This is a genomic window from Streptomyces sp. NBC_01450 (assembly GCF_036227505.1).
Classification (GTDB): Bacteria; Actinomycetota; Actinomycetes; order Streptomycetales; family Streptomycetaceae; genus Streptomyces.
Map to the genome: position 1 here is coordinate 10,157,113 of NZ_CP109480.1, position 14,117 is coordinate 10,171,229.

General features: G+C 71.8%; 12 protein-coding genes. 3 read left to right on the forward strand and 9 right to left on the reverse strand.

Going from position 1 to position 14,117, the window contains the following annotated elements:
• Nucleotides 1–44: 44 nt before the first annotated feature.
• The 5 genes from OG568_RS45325 to OG568_RS45345 form a co-directional block, all read right to left on the reverse strand.
• Complete coding sequence (locus OG568_RS45325) at nucleotides 45–1,295, reverse strand: DUF4032 domain-containing protein (protein ID WP_266579472.1); 1,251 nt, start codon at nucleotides 1,293–1,295, stop codon at nucleotides 45–47.
• Between the two features lie 49 nt (nucleotides 1,296–1,344).
• Complete coding sequence (locus tag OG568_RS45330) at nucleotides 1,345–2,169, reverse strand: amidohydrolase family protein (protein ID WP_329535805.1); 825 nt, start codon at nucleotides 2,167–2,169, stop codon at nucleotides 1,345–1,347.
• 131 nt (nucleotides 2,170–2,300) lie between these two features.
• Nucleotides 2,301–3,071, reverse strand: a complete 771-nt coding sequence (locus OG568_RS45335) for an N-formylglutamate amidohydrolase (RefSeq protein WP_329536620.1) — start codon at nucleotides 3,069–3,071, stop codon at nucleotides 2,301–2,303.
• Between the two features lie 159 nt (nucleotides 3,072–3,230).
• Entirely contained in the window at nucleotides 3,231–3,689 is a 459-nt protein-coding gene (locus tag OG568_RS45340) for a cyclic nucleotide-binding domain-containing protein (RefSeq protein WP_266418536.1), read from the reverse strand.
• 150 nt (nucleotides 3,690–3,839) lie between these two features.
• Nucleotides 3,840–6,545, reverse strand: a complete 2,706-nt coding sequence (locus OG568_RS45345) for a SpoIIE family protein phosphatase (protein ID WP_329535806.1) — start codon at nucleotides 6,543–6,545, stop codon at nucleotides 3,840–3,842.
• A 189-nt stretch (nucleotides 6,546–6,734) separates the two neighbouring features.
• Here OG568_RS45345 and OG568_RS45350 point away from each other — a divergent pair, with 189 nt between their 5' ends.
• Entirely contained in the window at nucleotides 6,735–6,971 is a 237-nt protein-coding gene (locus tag OG568_RS45350) for a DUF6296 family protein (RefSeq protein WP_266418540.1), read from the forward strand.
• Here OG568_RS45350 and OG568_RS45355 read toward each other — a convergent pair.
• On the reverse strand, nucleotides 6,929–8,152 hold the full coding sequence (locus tag OG568_RS45355; protein WP_329535807.1) for an MFS transporter: 1,224 nt from the start codon (nucleotides 8,150–8,152) through the stop codon (nucleotides 6,929–6,931). The genes OG568_RS45350 and OG568_RS45355 overlap by 43 nt on opposite strands.
• A 221-nt stretch (nucleotides 8,153–8,373) precedes the next feature.
• Here OG568_RS45355 and OG568_RS45360 point away from each other — a divergent pair, with 221 nt between their 5' ends.
• Nucleotides 8,374–9,369 (forward strand): ArsR/SmtB family transcription factor, encoded by a 996-nt coding sequence (locus OG568_RS45360; RefSeq protein WP_329535808.1) that lies wholly within the window; start codon nucleotides 8,374–8,376, stop codon nucleotides 9,367–9,369.
• Nucleotides 9,370–9,410: 41 nt separating this feature from the next.
• Here the strand turns inward: OG568_RS45360 and OG568_RS45365 are convergent, their stop codons facing one another.
• Both OG568_RS45365 and OG568_RS45370 read right to left on the reverse strand, forming a co-directional pair.
• On the reverse strand, nucleotides 9,411–10,211 hold the full coding sequence (locus tag OG568_RS45365; RefSeq protein WP_329535809.1) for a VOC family protein: 801 nt from the start codon (nucleotides 10,209–10,211) through the stop codon (nucleotides 9,411–9,413).
• A 229-nt stretch (nucleotides 10,212–10,440) separates the two neighbouring features.
• Nucleotides 10,441–10,656 carry a DUF4177 domain-containing protein gene (locus OG568_RS45370; protein ID WP_060898994.1) on the reverse strand — a complete coding sequence of 72 codons (216 nt, stop codon included), beginning with the start codon at nucleotides 10,654–10,656 and terminating at the stop codon, nucleotides 10,441–10,443.
• A 167-nt stretch (nucleotides 10,657–10,823) separates the two neighbouring features.
• Here OG568_RS45370 and OG568_RS45375 point away from each other — a divergent pair, with 167 nt between their 5' ends.
• The gene (locus OG568_RS45375; RefSeq protein ID WP_329535810.1) at nucleotides 10,824–12,305 is read left to right on the forward strand and encodes an aminotransferase class V-fold PLP-dependent enzyme; all 1,482 of its coding nucleotides are present in this window, start codon (nucleotides 10,824–10,826) and stop codon (nucleotides 12,303–12,305) included.
• Nucleotides 12,306–12,363: 58 nt separating this feature from the next.
• Here OG568_RS45375 and OG568_RS45380 read toward each other — a convergent pair whose 3' ends face one another.
• Nucleotides 12,364–14,067, reverse strand: a complete 1,704-nt coding sequence (locus OG568_RS45380; protein WP_329535811.1) for an ATP-binding cassette domain-containing protein — start codon at nucleotides 14,065–14,067, stop codon at nucleotides 12,364–12,366.
• Nucleotides 14,068–14,117: the final 50 nt, after the last annotated feature.

Sequence of the window (14,117 nt, forward strand, 5' to 3'; positions counted from 1 at the left end):
TACGATCGCTCGCCGCCGCTCAGGAACTGTCCGGAGCAGGTCGCTCACGCGGGCTCGGTGGGGGCCTCGGCCGGTGGCAGCAGGGACTCCCGCGTCTTGGGGAGAATGTTGGTGACGTAGTCCTCCACGGCGGTGTCCAGGCCGATGTCGTGCTGGGCCTGCTCGGACAGGTACCAGCGGTGTTCGAGCAGCTCGTGGTAGATCTCCGCCGGGTCCATGGAGCCGCGCAGGTCCAGCGGCACCGCCCGGACGGTCGGCCGGAACACGTCCCGCACCCAGCGGTGGGCGAGGACCTCCGGGCGGGCGGCCAGGGGGTCGCCGGGCGCGTAGTCGTCCTGGGTGACCATCCAGCTCTCCAGGTCGTTCAGGAGCCGGCGCGCCTGGTTCTCCTCGGCGTCGAGCCCGGTCAGCCGCAGCAGCTGGCGCTGGTGATGGCCCGCGTCGACGACCTTGGGCACGAAGGTCACCGTGTCCCCGTTCGAGGAGTGCGCGATCTGCATCTCGGCGACATCGAAACCGAGGTCGTTGAGGCGCCGGATCCGGCGGTCGATGTAGTGGTGCTTGCCCGCCGGGTAGACGGACGTGCGGGTCAGCTCCTCCCACAGGCTCTGGTAGCGCGCGCAGATCTCCGTGCCGAACTCGATCGGGTCGACGGAGGGGTGCAGGGCCCCGGACGCCTCCAGGTCCAGCAGTTCCCCACTGATGTTGACACGGGCGAGATCGAGGTCGTACTCCCGCTGCCCACTGCTCAGTTGCGGGTGCAGCTCCCCGGTCTCGGCGTCGACGAGATACGCCGCGTACGCTCCGGCGTCGCGCCTGAACAGCGTGTTCGACAGCGAGCAGTCGCCCCATGCGAACCCCGCCAGATGCAGCCGCACCAGCAGCACGGCCAGCGCGTCCATCAGGCGGTGCATGGTGGCGGGCCGCATGGTCGTCTCGAACATCGACCGGTACGGCATCGAGCCGCCGAGGTGCCGGGTGATGAGGACGGGCTCCAGCGGTCCGCCCTCGCCGTCGGTGCGCCCGGTGACCACGGCGAGCGGGTCCACGGCGGGGATGGAGAGCCGGTCCAGGCTGCGCAGCAGCTCGTACTCGCGCAGGGCGGGCCGCTCGGCGAGCTCCTTGACGGCCACGACCTCGGTTCCGGCGCGGGCGTAGCGCACCACGTGGCGTGAGATGCCGCGCGGCAGGGGGACCAGGTAGTGCTCCGGCCACTCCTCCAGCGGCAGCTGCCAGGGCAGTTCGAGCAGGAGCGCGGGGTGCTCCGGGTTGGTGGCGCTGATCTGCAAAGCCATCGACGGGCTGCCCTCACCTCGGGGTCGAGCGTGTATCTGAACCCAGCATCTATGAATGATCCCCGAGGCGGAAGACACGGCGGGCGTTGCCCGACAGGAACAGCTCGGTGGTCTCCTCGTCGAGACGCAGGTCAGGAAGGTGTTCGAGGGCCTGACTCGGTGTGATCATGGGGTAGTTGGAGCCGAAGAGGACCTTGCGCCGTCCCCGCCCGCGCAGATAGTCGACCAGCTCGGTCGGGTAGCGGCGGGCGGTGTAGGCGCTGGTGTCGATGTGGACGTTGGCGTGTTTGTCGGCCACCGAGATCATCTCCGTGGTCCACGGGTAGCCGATGTGCCCGCAGACGATGGTCAGCTCGGGGAAGTCCAGCGCGACCTGGTCGATGTACGGGATCGGCCGGCCCCTCTCGGAGGGGCGCAGCGGTCCGGTGTGTCCGACCTGGGTGCAGAACGGGATGCCCAGCTCGACGCAGGCGGTGTACAGCGGGTAGTAGAGCCGGTCGGTGGGCGGCAGCTGCCACAGCCACGGCACGATCCTGAGGGCCACGAAGCCCAGCTCCTGGACGGCCCGCCGCAGCTCCCGCACGGCCGCGACGGGCTTGGTCAGGTCCGCGCCCGCCACCCCGCGCAGCCGCCCTTCGGACCGCGCGACGAACTCGGCGACCTCGTCGTTGTCGATGAGGGGCCCCTGCGGTCCGTACCAGGCCGCGGACAGCCCGACCTCCACGTCGGCCGCCGCCAGCGCCGCCACCGTGACCTTCACCGGAAGCGGCTCCTCCAGCAGCCTCATGCCGGTCCAGCGTCGCAGCGACTCGAACATCTCGTGGTTGGAGTGGCGCAGTGCGGGGTGCTGCATCCACGCGTCGACGACCGGCATGATCCCGTACCCTCCCCGGGCTCGTGGCCAAGCGATTGCTCATCCCGACCCTAGGGGGGTCCGCGCGCGCAGTCAGTACTTCACGGGAGAGGAAACCAGGGACTCGGGCCTCAGCCGGACCTGTTGGCGCTTCACTCGCTGACCATGGCGTCGACGAGAGCCGTCAGCGCCGAGGTGAGCCGCGAGAATCCCGGGCCCGTGGGGCCTCCTGGTTCGGTCATGTACGTGTCCCGTCGGATCTCCACCATCAGGGCGGTGACCCGCGGATCCCTCTCGTAGTAGCGCAGCGGGACGTACGCGCCGGAGAACGGACTGTCGATCCCGACGCCGCTCAGGCCCGCGAACGCCTTCTCCGCGAGGGCGATCAGCTCGGGTGGGGTGTGAAAGGAGTCGGTCCCCAGACAGACCTGCGGCCGCGGACCGTCGCCGTGCAGTTCGTACGGCATCCGGGCCGCCGGATACGAGTGGACGTCGACGATCACCGCCCGCCCGGCGACGGCGAGCCGGTCCGCCACCGCCGCCGTCATGGCGGCCGCGTACGGGTGGAAGTAGCGGTCGATCAGTGGTCGCGGGTCGATGTCGGCGGACCGCAGAGGTGCGCGATGGGTCGTCCGTGTGTAGACGGCGCCCATCCCGACGGACAGCATCTCCTCCCGTTCGTCGGGAAAGCGTTCGGGATCGACCACCAGTCGGGACAGTCGGTTCACGAACCGCCACGGCGTGACCACGGCCGCCCGCGCCGCGGCCGCGGCCAGCTCCGCGGTGTGCGCGTCCGTGATGTGGTCCAACTCCCGCTCCAGCGCGGCGTCGTCGAGCCCGATGCCGGCGCGCACCGGCGCCGGAATGCGTCGCGAGGAGTGCGGGACGTGCAGGATGACGGGGGAGTCGGGGGCACCGGGCAGGAGCTCGAAGGAGTCGGCCGCCCCGTCGGGACCGGGGGCACCGTCGGGCCCGGTAGCCCTGCCGGGACCGGGAGCTCCCTCGCCGTCAGGAGTCGCGTTGTGGTCAGGAGTCTGGTTCACGTGAGATTCCTATCGCAGCCAGGCTCCCGGCCGCGCGCATCAGCGCACGCCGCCACCACCGTGGCGCGCGTAGTGCTCGATCAGGGCCGCCCGGGTCGTCTCCAGCCGGTGTGCGAGGATCGCGGCGATCGTCCGGGTCAGCGACAACTCCAGCGCCGGATCCTGCGCGCAGAGCGTGCGCACCTCCGCGGCATCGAACTCGTACGCGCGTACAGGACTGAACGCCTCGGCGCCGAAGTCCCAGTGGTGCGGCGGGAACAGCCATGACCAGCCGAGCAGATCGCCGGGACCCAGTGTCGCCACGGAAATGCGTCGCTCCCCGACGACCTTTTGGTACAGGGAGACCGTTCCGGAGCGGACCACCCAGAAGCGGTCCGCGGTTCCCCCTGCCTCGAAGATCTTTCCGTCCGCCGGGAAGGAGACCTCCCGGGCCAGGGACATCAGTCGTTCCCGATGGTCGGGGGCGAGGGCGGGCAGCAGCCGGAGAGCAGTGGGCATCGCGGACCTCCATCGCACCGCCGCAGGGCCCCGTGGACGCGACGGCACATGTCGTACCGGTATATCCCGTCACCCTCCATTGGACCGGCAACCACGGAATTCGTCGCGCCGGGGGACCGGATCGAGGCCGTGCGCCCTTCCGCGGGCCGCTCAGGACAGCGGTTGTTCGGCCCAGATGACCTTCCCGGCCTGGGTGTAGCGGGTGCCCCACCGCTCGGCGAGCTGGGCGACGAGGAACAGGCCGCGCCCGCCCTCGTCCGTGGTGGCCGCGTACCGCAGGCGGGGTGAGGTGCTGCTGCTGTCGGAGACCTCGCAGATCAGACTGCGGTCACGCAGCACGCGGACCTGGATGGTGCCGCTCCCGTAGCGGATCGCATTGGTGACCAGTTCGCTGAGGATCAGTTCGGTGGTGAACGCCATGTCGTCCAGGCCCCACTCCGCGAGCTGCCGGGTGACCGAGGCGCGTACCTCTCCGACGGCCGCCGGTTCGGACGGTACCTCCCACTCGGCGATGTGCTCGCCGCCGAGCGCGCGGGTGCCCGCGACGATCAGGGCGATGTCGTCGCTCGGCCGGGCCGGGAGCAGGGCGTCGAGGGCGGCCTGGCAGGTGTCCTCCGGTGACCGGTCGGTCCCCGCGAGGGCGGCGCGCAGGAGCTCGAGCCCCTCGTCGATGTCCCGTTCCCGGTTCTCGACGAGCCCGTCGGTGTAGAGCACCAGGCGGCTGCCCTCCTCCAGCTTGAGCTCCGCCGTCTCGAACGGCAGACCCCCGAGCCCCAGCGGGGGCCCGGCGGGCACGTCGGGGAACTCCACGCTGCCGTCGGGCCGGACCAGCGCCGGGGGCGGATGGCCGGCCCGGGCGACGGTGCAGAGCTGGGAGGCCGGGTCGTAGACGGCGTACAGGCAGGTGGCGCCGGTGATCGCGGCGCTGCTGTCCGCCGCCGCCTCGTCCTGGTCGATGCGGCCGACCAGCTCGTCGAGGAGCCCGAGGATCTCGTCGGGCGGCAGGTCCAGGGCGGAGAAGTTGTGGACGGCGGTTCGCAGACGTCCCATCGTGGCCGCCGCGTGCAGTCCGTGGCCGACGACATCGCCCACGACGACCGCGACCCGGGTGCCGGACAGCGGCAGCACGTCGAACCAGTCCCCGCCCACTCCCGCCTGCGCCGGAAGGTAGCGGTAGGCGATGTCCAGGGCGCTCTGCTCGGGGAGGTTGCGCGGCAGCAGACTGCGCTGCAGCGTCACGGCCATGGTGTGCTCGCGCGTGTAGCGGCGAGCGTTGTCGATGGAGACGGCGGCACGGGCGACCAGTTCCTCGGCGAGGGCCAGCTCCTCCTCGTCGAAGGGCTCGGGCTTCTGGGCGCGCCAGAAGTTGACGACGCCCATCACCAGGGGGCCCACCCGCAGGGGCACGGTGATCAGCGAGTGGATGCCGTAGTCCACGACCTGCGTCGTGCGTTCCAGGTCCTGGGCGAGCCAGCCGGGGGCCTCTTCGAGGTCGGGCTCGACGACGGCCTCGCCCGTGCGCAGGCTCCGGGCCTGGGGGGTGGAGGCGATGAAGCGGATCTTCTCGCCCACCGGGTAGAGCGGGGCGTCCTCGCGGATTCCGCTGCTCGCGGTACGGCGCAGCTCGGTGACCCCGTCGGGCTCCTGCCCGTTCAGAACGGCGTCCGCCAGGTCCACGGTCGCGAAGTCCGCGAACCGCGGAACGGCCACCTCCGCCAGCGTCTCGGCGGTGCGGGTCACGTCCAGGCTGGTACCGACGCCCACCCCGATGTCGTACAGGAGCTTGAGGCGCTCGCGGGCCACCTCGGCCCGGCCGGACAGCGCGCGCAGCTCGGTCGAGTCGCGCAGGGTGGCGACACTGCCGGGCGGGCCGCCCTGGAGGTCCGTGGGCCGCTGGTTGATGGCCAGCAGCCGGTCCCCGACCAGGTGCACCTCGTCGGTGGCCACCCGTCCCGAGGCCAGCAGCTCGGCGGTGTCCGCCTCGAGACCCAGTTCCAGGACATGCCGGCCCTCGGCGTCGGAAGGCAGATCGAGCAGGCGCTGGGCCTCGTCGTTGGCGAGCAGCAGCCGTCCCTCGCCGCCGGCGATGATCACTCCCTCCCGTACGGCGTGCAGCACCGCGTCGTGGTGCTCGTACATCCGGGTCATCTCGTACGGGCCCAGGCCGTGCGTCTGGCGCATCAGGCGCCGGCTCACGAGCGCCGTCCCGGCGGTGGCCAGGGCGAGCGCCGCGGCCGCGGCACCCAGCAGGAGGGGCAGCTGCCGGTTCGCCGCTCCGCCCACGCTGGCGGTCGTGATACCGGCCGACACCATGCCCACGACCTTGCCGTCGGGCGCCTTGATGGGAACCGTGGCCTGCACCAGCGGCCCGATGGTCCCGTTGATCTCCTCGGTGATGGACTGGCCGGCCAGCACGGGCGCGATGTTCCCGACGAACTTCTTTCCGATCCGGTCCTGTTTGGGGTGGGTGTAGCGGATCCCGTCGGTGTTCATCACGACGATGAAGTCCATGTGGGACCGCTTGCGGGCGGCCTCGGCCCGCGGCTGCAGCTCGAGCGTGGGGTGGGGGCTGCTCAGAGCCTCGCGGGTGCCGGGTGCGTTGGCGAACGTCTCCGCGACGGCCAGCGAACGGTTGCGGGCCTCCTGCGTGCTGTCGTGCCGCACCTGCAGCACCAGCGCCACCACCGCGGAGACGATCAGCAGCAGCACGATCGCCACTTGCAGTACGAACACCTGGCCCGCGACACTGCGCCCGCCCAGCGCTGAGCGGGATCCCGACGCGGGTCCGCGCCGCGTGCGCGGACCGCCTGGGCGAGGGGTCGACTGAGCCTGGGATCGACCCAAGAGTCGGACCATGTGCCTATGTCTACACTGCCGGGCGCCCCGGGGCGAGGGGCATCACGTGGTGTGGCAGAGGCCGGTCAGGACCCCGTGGTGCGGGCCGCTCGGCGAGTGATGCTGTCGGGCTGTTCCGGCCGCATCATGGAGGTGGGTCGATATGACCGCATATGTATCTCTGACGTGTCTCGGGTACGGGAGGTCGTCATGCACACTCCGGACCGTTACCGGTTGGTCTTCACCCATCAGGAATCAGGCGTCGGCGTCATCACCGACGAGGTGGTGGTCGAGCGGACCGACTCCTTCGGGCCGGGCGGGAACCCGGTGTACTCGGACCCCACCGGCATCCTCCGCGCCGAGATCAGCGCGGCGGGGGAAGTGCGGATGCTGGCCAGCGGCGGTTACCAGTCGCCGATGGTGCCCACCGCCGAACCACTGTCCTGACCGCCGGCCCTCGTCCGCGACCGGCCGGTCGCGGGCCAGGTCAGCACGGCCAGGGCACCGAGGGTGAGCACTCCGCCCACCAGGAACGTCCCGCGCACCCCGGCGACGTGGAGCAGCGCGCCCCCGGTGAGCGCGCCCGCCGCGACGCCCGCGTTGAAGGCGGCCGAGTTCGAGGCGAGGGCCAGCTCCGTTCGCCCGGGCGCGACTTGGAGGACCTGACTCTGCGTGGCCATGAAGACGGGGCCCACGGAGGCGCCCAGCAGCATCAGCAGGGCGACGGCCGCCGCCTGGCTGCGCCCACCGCCCAGGTAGAGGCCGAGCAGGGCCACCGCCTGGGCCGCCACGGGGACCGTCAGGGTTCCGCGCGGGAAGCGGTCGAGGAGCGGACCGGCCGCCGAGACGCCCGCGATGCCCGCCACGCCGAACGCCAGCAGTACGGCGCTCACCGAATCCCTGGAGAAACCGCTCACCTCGTCGAGGAAGGCGACGACGTACGTGAATCCCGCGAAGGCGCCGGTCACCGACAACGCGGTGGTCGCCAGCACCACGGCGAACCGGCGGGTGTCGGGAGTCGTCCCGTACGCCGCATGCCCTTCCTCGGGGCGCGAAGTCGGCAGCAGGACGGCGACGGCGACGAGCGCGACGAGGCCGAGCGCCCCGAGCACCAGGAAGGGCGCCCGCCAGCCGCCGTGTCCGCCCAGCCAGGTACCGGCCGGAACCCCGAGCACCGTGGCGAGCGAGCCTCCGACGGACAGCAGCCCGATCACCCGCCCGCGCCGTTCGGGCGGGTACAACCCCACGGCGACCGGGCCCATCACCGCCCAGAACAGCGCCTGGGCCAGCGCGGTCGCGATCCGTGCCGCGAGCAGGAATCCGTACGACAGGCCGTCCAGGGCCGACATCCAGCTGGCCAGCACGAGCAGTCCCAGCAGGCCCGACAGCAGATGGCGGCGCGGGATCGACCGGGTCACGTGCGCGACGGGCAGCGAGACGGCGGCCACGGTCAGGCCGTAGCCGGTGACGAGCAGTCCGACGGAGGCGAGCGACACACGCAGGTCGTCCGCGATGAGCGGGAGCAGCCCGACGGGCAGATTCTCCGTGGTGTTGAAGGTGAACGCGGCCAGCATGAGCGCGGCGACGACGGCGGCCCTGCGCCAGGCGGTGAGACGTACGCTCGCCATCCACGAGCCTTTCTGCGAAGTGTTGTTGAAGCGCTTGTTGAGACGGTCTGTCGAGCGGTGTGTTTGAGGGGCGGTGAGGGCGTGAGGGGTGGCCGGACGCGGCCACGGGCCAGCGTGCGGCGTCCTCGCGCGGCCCACTACTCTTTCGGCTGGAGCCGAATCGCTCAGCCAAAGCCCCGTGAGCCCGTCGCAGGCTCGGCCGAGGCTTCCCGGAGGCCGTTTTGCCGCTGACCCTGCACCTTGGCACCGACGATCTGACGCGCTGCCGGTTCGCGGTGTCCCCGCTCTGCCAGACGCACGAGGCGCTGCGCATGCTGCGGCGCCCGGACCGGCACGCCTTCCACCGCGACTGGCTGCGCCGCGTACGCGATGTCCTGGCGGGCCTGGACCTGTCGGAGCTGTGGCTGTTCATCCCGCGCAAGGGCGGCTACACCCCGGACTTCCTGGGCCCTCCGCCGCGGACGCCGAACGCCTCCTTCGACGAGGAGCTGGCCCTGATGCGCGCCACCGATCCCGCCATGGCCCGTACGGAGCTGGCGCGTTCGCTCGCCTGCACACCCGGCGCCGCCGCAACGCCGTACGGCCGTACGGCGCTGGAGGACCCGGCGGGCACCGTGCGACGCCTCGCCGACCTCACCGAGCGGGCCTGGCACGCGCTGCTCGCTCCGGACTGGCCCCGCCACCAGGCCCTTCTGGAGGCCGATATCGCCTACCGCTCACGGCAGTTGGCGGACGGCGGCCTCGAAGCGCTCTTCGGCGATCTGCACCCGGAGGTCGAGTGGGCGGACGACACCCTCACCCTGCGCATGTACGCCGACCTGAAGGAGGCGCAGGGGCCCGACGGGCGGGGTGTGCTGCTGATGCCCAGCGTCTTCGTGCGGCCGGACGTGGTGAGCGGCTTCGCCCGGCCCTGGCAGCCGACGGTGATCTATCCGGCCCGGGGCGCGGGTGCCCCGCCGACCGGGGCCGCTCCCGCCGAGGCGCCCGCAGCCCTGGCCCGGCTGCTCGGACCCCACCGTGCCGCCGTCCTCGTCGGCCTCGACGGCCCCGCCTCGACCACGACCCTGGCGAACCGCCACGATCTGGCCCCCTCGTCCGTCTCGGCCCACCTCTCGGTGCTGCGCGAGGCCGGATTGCTGGTGTCGCACCGACAGGGTCAGTACGTCCTCTACGAGCGCACGGCGCTGGGGGACGCGCTGGCGGCCAGGGGCCGGTGAACCGTCCGGCGCCCTGGGAGATCGGATACCCGGCGGATGAGTTACCCGGCGCCCTTGGAAGTGACGGTGAAGTGCGCTCCGTCGGGGTCGGTCAGGATGGCCTCGGTCGAGCCGACGCCCTGCTGGTGGGCCGTGCCGCCGTGGGCGCGCGTGGCCCGGGCGGCGGCCTCCACGTCGTCGACGGTGAAATGGATCTGCCAGTGCGGCCGGATCGTCGGGTCGGGCGCCGCCCCGACGGCGCCGGAGTGGATACGGGCCACGACGTCGCCCCGGCTGCGCAGTACGACCTCGTTGTCCTCGTAGTGGACCTCGCAGGACCCGGGGGCCGAGGAGGCCCACTCCAGGACCTCCGCGTAGAAGATGGCGGCGTCGAAGGCGTCGCGGGTGTGCAGCCGTACGAAGACCGGTGCCGCGCGGCGCCACTCCTCCCAGCCGGCCACCAGCTCGCCCTCCCAGATGCCGAACACCGCTCCGTCCCGGTCGGCCAGCAGCGCCGCCCGCCCCGGCGGGAACGAGATCGGCCCCACCGCCGTCGTACCCCCGCGCTCCTGGCTGCGGGACACCGTCTCGTCCGCACTCGCCACCGCGAAGTACGGGGTCCACGTGGCCATTCCCGGTCCGAAGTCGGACATCGCCGAGACTCCCGCGACCGGCACCCCGTTGACCCGTGCGAACCGGTACTTCCTGCCCAATTTGCCCGCGTGCCACTCCCAGCCCAGTACGGCGTGGTAGAAATCCTGCGCGGCCTGCAGATCGCGTGTGGCCAGGCTGACCCAGCAGGGCGCTCCGAACACCGAGTGGCTGGAGACAACCGCACGGGCGAGTGTTCCGTCGCTCTTCATCGCTGTACCGTCCTGACCTCACTGGTCGGCAGCGGCTGGACGCGAGTACTCCGGGGTGTCGGTGGCCTACGCCCGGCGACCGACATCCGCCCAGCCCGGGGAGGCCTTCCGCACCGGAAGGCCTCCGACGGCTCAGGAGCACCTGCGGATCCGCTGTCCCATCAGTTCCAGCATCCCCCGCGGCGGCCTCCCGCGCACCATACAGGTGCATAAGCGGGCATAAACGGACCTATCCCAGGGGTCGCTCAAAGGTCAGGAGCAGCCCCTCCACCGCGCCGGGGCCTATGCGGCCCTTGACGTCGGCGGACGTGATCGCCTTGAGCGCCCAGCCGTCCCCGGCGTGCTTGTTCAGAACCTTCTCCAGCTTGTCGCTGTCCAGCGCGTCGCCGATGAGTGACTCCCGGAAGGTGACGACCTTGTACTCGTACGTGTAAGCGTTGCTCATGACTGCGGGATTCTCCTGCGGTTCGAACGGCATGGCCGGGCCCACCCAATCACTGTTCGTCGCCGTGGCACAGGGGAGGGCCCGGTCCGTACGGATACCTTTGTTGAAGCTTCACGGAGGGCCGGTTTCAGGGCGTTGGTGAAGGACCGGCCGGGCGGAGGGGACTCATGGACAAGGCGCGGAGCAGCGGCCACATAGGCACCACCGGAGACGAAGGGGGCGTCGACGGCTTCGCCGGGTTACGGACGCGCGACTTCGGCTACCTCGACGAGGGCGGTCACACCTACCTCGACCACACGGGCGCGGGGCTCCCGCCGCGCTCGCTCGTCACGGGCAGTGCCGAACGCATCACCACCGGGTTGTTCGGCAACCCGCACTCCGAGAGCCCGGCCTCCCGTGCCTCGGGACTCCTGCTCGCCGAGGCCCGCCGTGCCGTGCTCCGGCACTTCGACGCCGATCCCGCCGAGTACGCCGTGATCTTCACGCCCAACGCCACGGGCGCGCTGCGCCTGGTCGGCGAGGCGTATCCGTTCGCGCGCGGGCGCAGGCTGGTGATGTCGCTGGACAACCACAACTCGGTCAACGGTCTGCGCGAGTACGCGCGAGCCAGGGGAGCCGCGACAGCGTACGTCCCGGTGAGCGGCTCCGGCCTGCGGATCGACGAGGAACGGCTGTGGGAGGCGCTCAGCGCGCGCGGACGCGGTCCCGGGCGCCACCTGAGCCGCCTGAGCCGAAGGGGAGGCCCCGGGCCGCGCGGGCTGCTGGCCTACCCGGCCCAGAGCAACTTCACCGGTGTCCAGCATCCGCTGGAGTGGATCGCACGGGCGCAGGAGCACGGCTACGACGTCCTGCTCGACGCGGCCGCCTTCGTGCCGACGAACCCGCTCGACCTCGGCCGCTTCCACCCGGACTTCACCGTGGTCAGCTGGTACAAGGTCTTCGGCCACCCCACCGGCATCGGCAGTCTGATCGCCCGCCGGGAGGCCCTCGCCAAGCTGCGCCGGCCCTGGTTCTCCGGTGGCACGATCTACGCGGTCAGCGCCCAGGCGCAGTGGCACGTCCTCGCGGACGACGAGGCGGCCTTCGAGGACGGCACGGTGAACTTCCTGTCCGTCCCGGACGTCACCGCCGGGCTGGAGTGGATCGACCGCCTCGGCATGGACCGGGTGCACGCCCACATCGCCGCCCTCACCGGCCGACTGCTCGCCGGCCTTGGGACGTTGTGCCACAGCGACGGTTCCCCGATGGTCCGCGTGTACGGCCCTCTGGACGCCGGGGCGGCCCGGGGCGGCACGGTCGCGCTGAACCTGCTGGGGGCGGACGGCCGGATCGTCGACGAACGCGTCGTCACCCGTGACAGCGCCGCGCGCGGCATCTCGCTGCGGACCGGCTGTTTCTGCAACCCGGGTGCCGGCGAGGCGGCGTTCGCTCTCCCGCTGCGTCGGCTGCGCTCGGCCGCGGGCAGGCAACTCGGTTCGATGGAGGAGTACTTGAGCCTGCTGCAGCTGCCCTCGGCGGGTGCCGTGCGCATCTCCCTGGGCGTGTCGTCCCAGCCGAGGGACATCGAGACGTTCCTGACGTTCGTGACACAGACCTACCGCGACCGGGTGCCGGGGGTGGCGGGGCTGGCGGCTCGGGTGGGGTGCTGAGGGTCCGCCGGGGGTGACGGTCGAGCAAGGCCCGTGAAGGGGCCGCCGGGCCCGCCGCTCAGCGTCCCGCCCGGCTCCGCACCGCGCCCTGTCGGCACGTGCGCACCAGGACCGCCCACGTCACCGCCAGGAACAGCACGGTGAACCCCGCCAGGATCAACCAGCCGCGGCTCGCCGGATGACCGAACGAGTCCCCGTACGAGTCAAGCAACGGCGGTCCCAGGGGCGACGCGCCCGTGCCCCACAACGATTCCAGACCGACCCCGCTGCCGAGTGCCTCGAACGCCCACCGGTTGGTCATGGCCCAGCTGATCGCCTCCCCGGCGCCGGTCATCCGCGGCACCGGTACGAACGCCCCCGAGAACAGCACCTGCGGGAAGCACAGCAGCGGCAGCATCAGCGTCGCCTGGCCCGGCTCCGTCACCGCGGCCGAGGCGAGCAGCCCCAGCGCGAGGGCCGCCGCCGAGGCCAGCACGCTGGAGACGAACAGCGAACCGTACGTGCCCCACCCGGCCGCCGGCAGCCGGTCCAGCGCCCTCAGCACCACCAGCAGCAGTACGTCGGCCACCGCGAGCACCGGCAGCATGGTGGTCAGCTTCGACGCGACGTAGGGGCCGATCCGCAGCCCGGCCAGCCATTCCCGGCGCAGCACGGGCAACTCGGTGCAGATCTGCAGCAGACCGTACGTCAGCCCGAAGAAGAACGCCCCGAACGCGATCCAGAACATGATCATCGCGGTCGATCCAGGGTCCGGCGCCGCGCGATCGAATGCTCCCGCCCGGAACAGCACCGCGAACATGGCCACGATCATCACCGGCGAACCGGCGAGCACGGCGACGGAGAGCCGGTTGTGCAGCAGCAGCGCGGTACCGCGACGGGTGAGCAGCGCCCATTGCCGCACGGCACCAACTCGCCGGACAGGAGGGGGACCTGACGGTGTGCCGGCGATATCCACCGCCGACGGATCCGCGCGCTCGACCCGTACTCCTTCCGCCACCGCCTCGTACACCTCCTCGACCGTGCCCACCCCGAACGCCCCGCACAGCGCCCCCGGTTCACCGGCGTACGCGACCTCGCCGCCGGGGGAGAGGAACACCACCTGGTCGCCGCGGAGCAGGTCGGCGAGGGTGTGGGTGGTGAGGACGACGGTGGTGCCGTCCTCGGCCAGCGCACGCAGGGTCCGCAGCAGGGCGGCGCCGGTCACCGGATCGAGCCCGGAGGTGGGCTCGTCGAGGAAGAGAACCCTGGGGCGGGTGAGCAACTCGGCGGCGATACTGGCCCGTTTGCGCTCCCCGCCGCTCAGCGCGTGCACGGGCGTCGCCGCCCGGGAGGAGAGACCGAGAGCCTCCAGGACCCGGTCCACGCTCGCGGCGACGGCCTCGGGCGTCGTGCCCGGCGGCATGCGCAGACCCGCCGCGTACACCAGCGTCCGGCGCAGCGGCAACTCGCGGTGGATGATGTCCTCCTGCGGCACGAATCCGAACTCGGGTCCGGGTGGCCCCGGTTGGGTCCCGTCGTGCAGGACGGTCCCTTCCGTCGGCGCGCGCAGCCCGGCGAGCGTCTGCAACAGGATCGTCTTGCCCGCCCCGCTGCTCCCGGCGATCACCGTGAGCCGCCCGGGCGCGAGGTCGAGGGACACGTCGTGCAGGACACTCCCCGCACCGTGTATGCGCTGCCCGACCGAACGCGCCTGTATGCGCAGGCCGTTGGCCGAGGTGACGGAGGCTTCGGCGGACGAGGGTGGCTGCATGGGCGTCGGCATGGGTGCAGCATGCCAGTAGGTGCCGCACCGCGCGGCCCGACCGTACGGGC

Bases quoted from the DNA above. Each gene is read 5' to 3' on its own strand.
- OG568_RS45345 (WP_329535806.1), bottom strand. From the start codon at position 6,545: ATGGTCCGACTCTTGGGTCGATCCCAGGCTCAGTCGACCCCTCGCCCA.
- OG568_RS45340 (WP_266418536.1), bottom strand. From the start codon at position 3,689: ATGCCCACTGCTCTCCGGCTGCTGCCCGCCCTCGCCCCCGACCATCGG.
- OG568_RS45325 (WP_266579472.1), bottom strand. From the start codon at position 1,295: ATGGCTTTGCAGATCAGCGCCACCAACCCGGAGCACCCCGCGCTCCTG.
- OG568_RS45355 (WP_329535807.1), bottom strand. From the start codon at position 8,152: ATGGCGAGCGTACGTCTCACCGCCTGGCGCAGGGCCGCCGTCGTCGCC.
- OG568_RS45350 (WP_266418540.1), top strand. From the start codon at position 6,735: ATGCACACTCCGGACCGTTACCGGTTGGTCTTCACCCATCAGGAATCA.
- OG568_RS45330 (WP_329535805.1), bottom strand. From the start codon at position 2,169: ATGCCGGTCGTCGACGCGTGGATGCAGCACCCCGCACTGCGCCACTCC.
- OG568_RS45365 (WP_329535809.1), bottom strand. From the start codon at position 10,211: ATGAAGAGCGACGGAACACTCGCCCGTGCGGTTGTCTCCAGCCACTCG.
- OG568_RS45370 (WP_060898994.1), bottom strand. From the start codon at position 10,656: ATGAGCAACGCTTACACGTACGAGTACAAGGTCGTCACCTTCCGGGAG.
- OG568_RS45375 (WP_329535810.1), top strand. From the start codon at position 10,824: ATGGACAAGGCGCGGAGCAGCGGCCACATAGGCACCACCGGAGACGAA.
- OG568_RS45380 (WP_329535811.1), bottom strand. From the start codon at position 14,067: ATGCCGACGCCCATGCAGCCACCCTCGTCCGCCGAAGCCTCCGTCACC.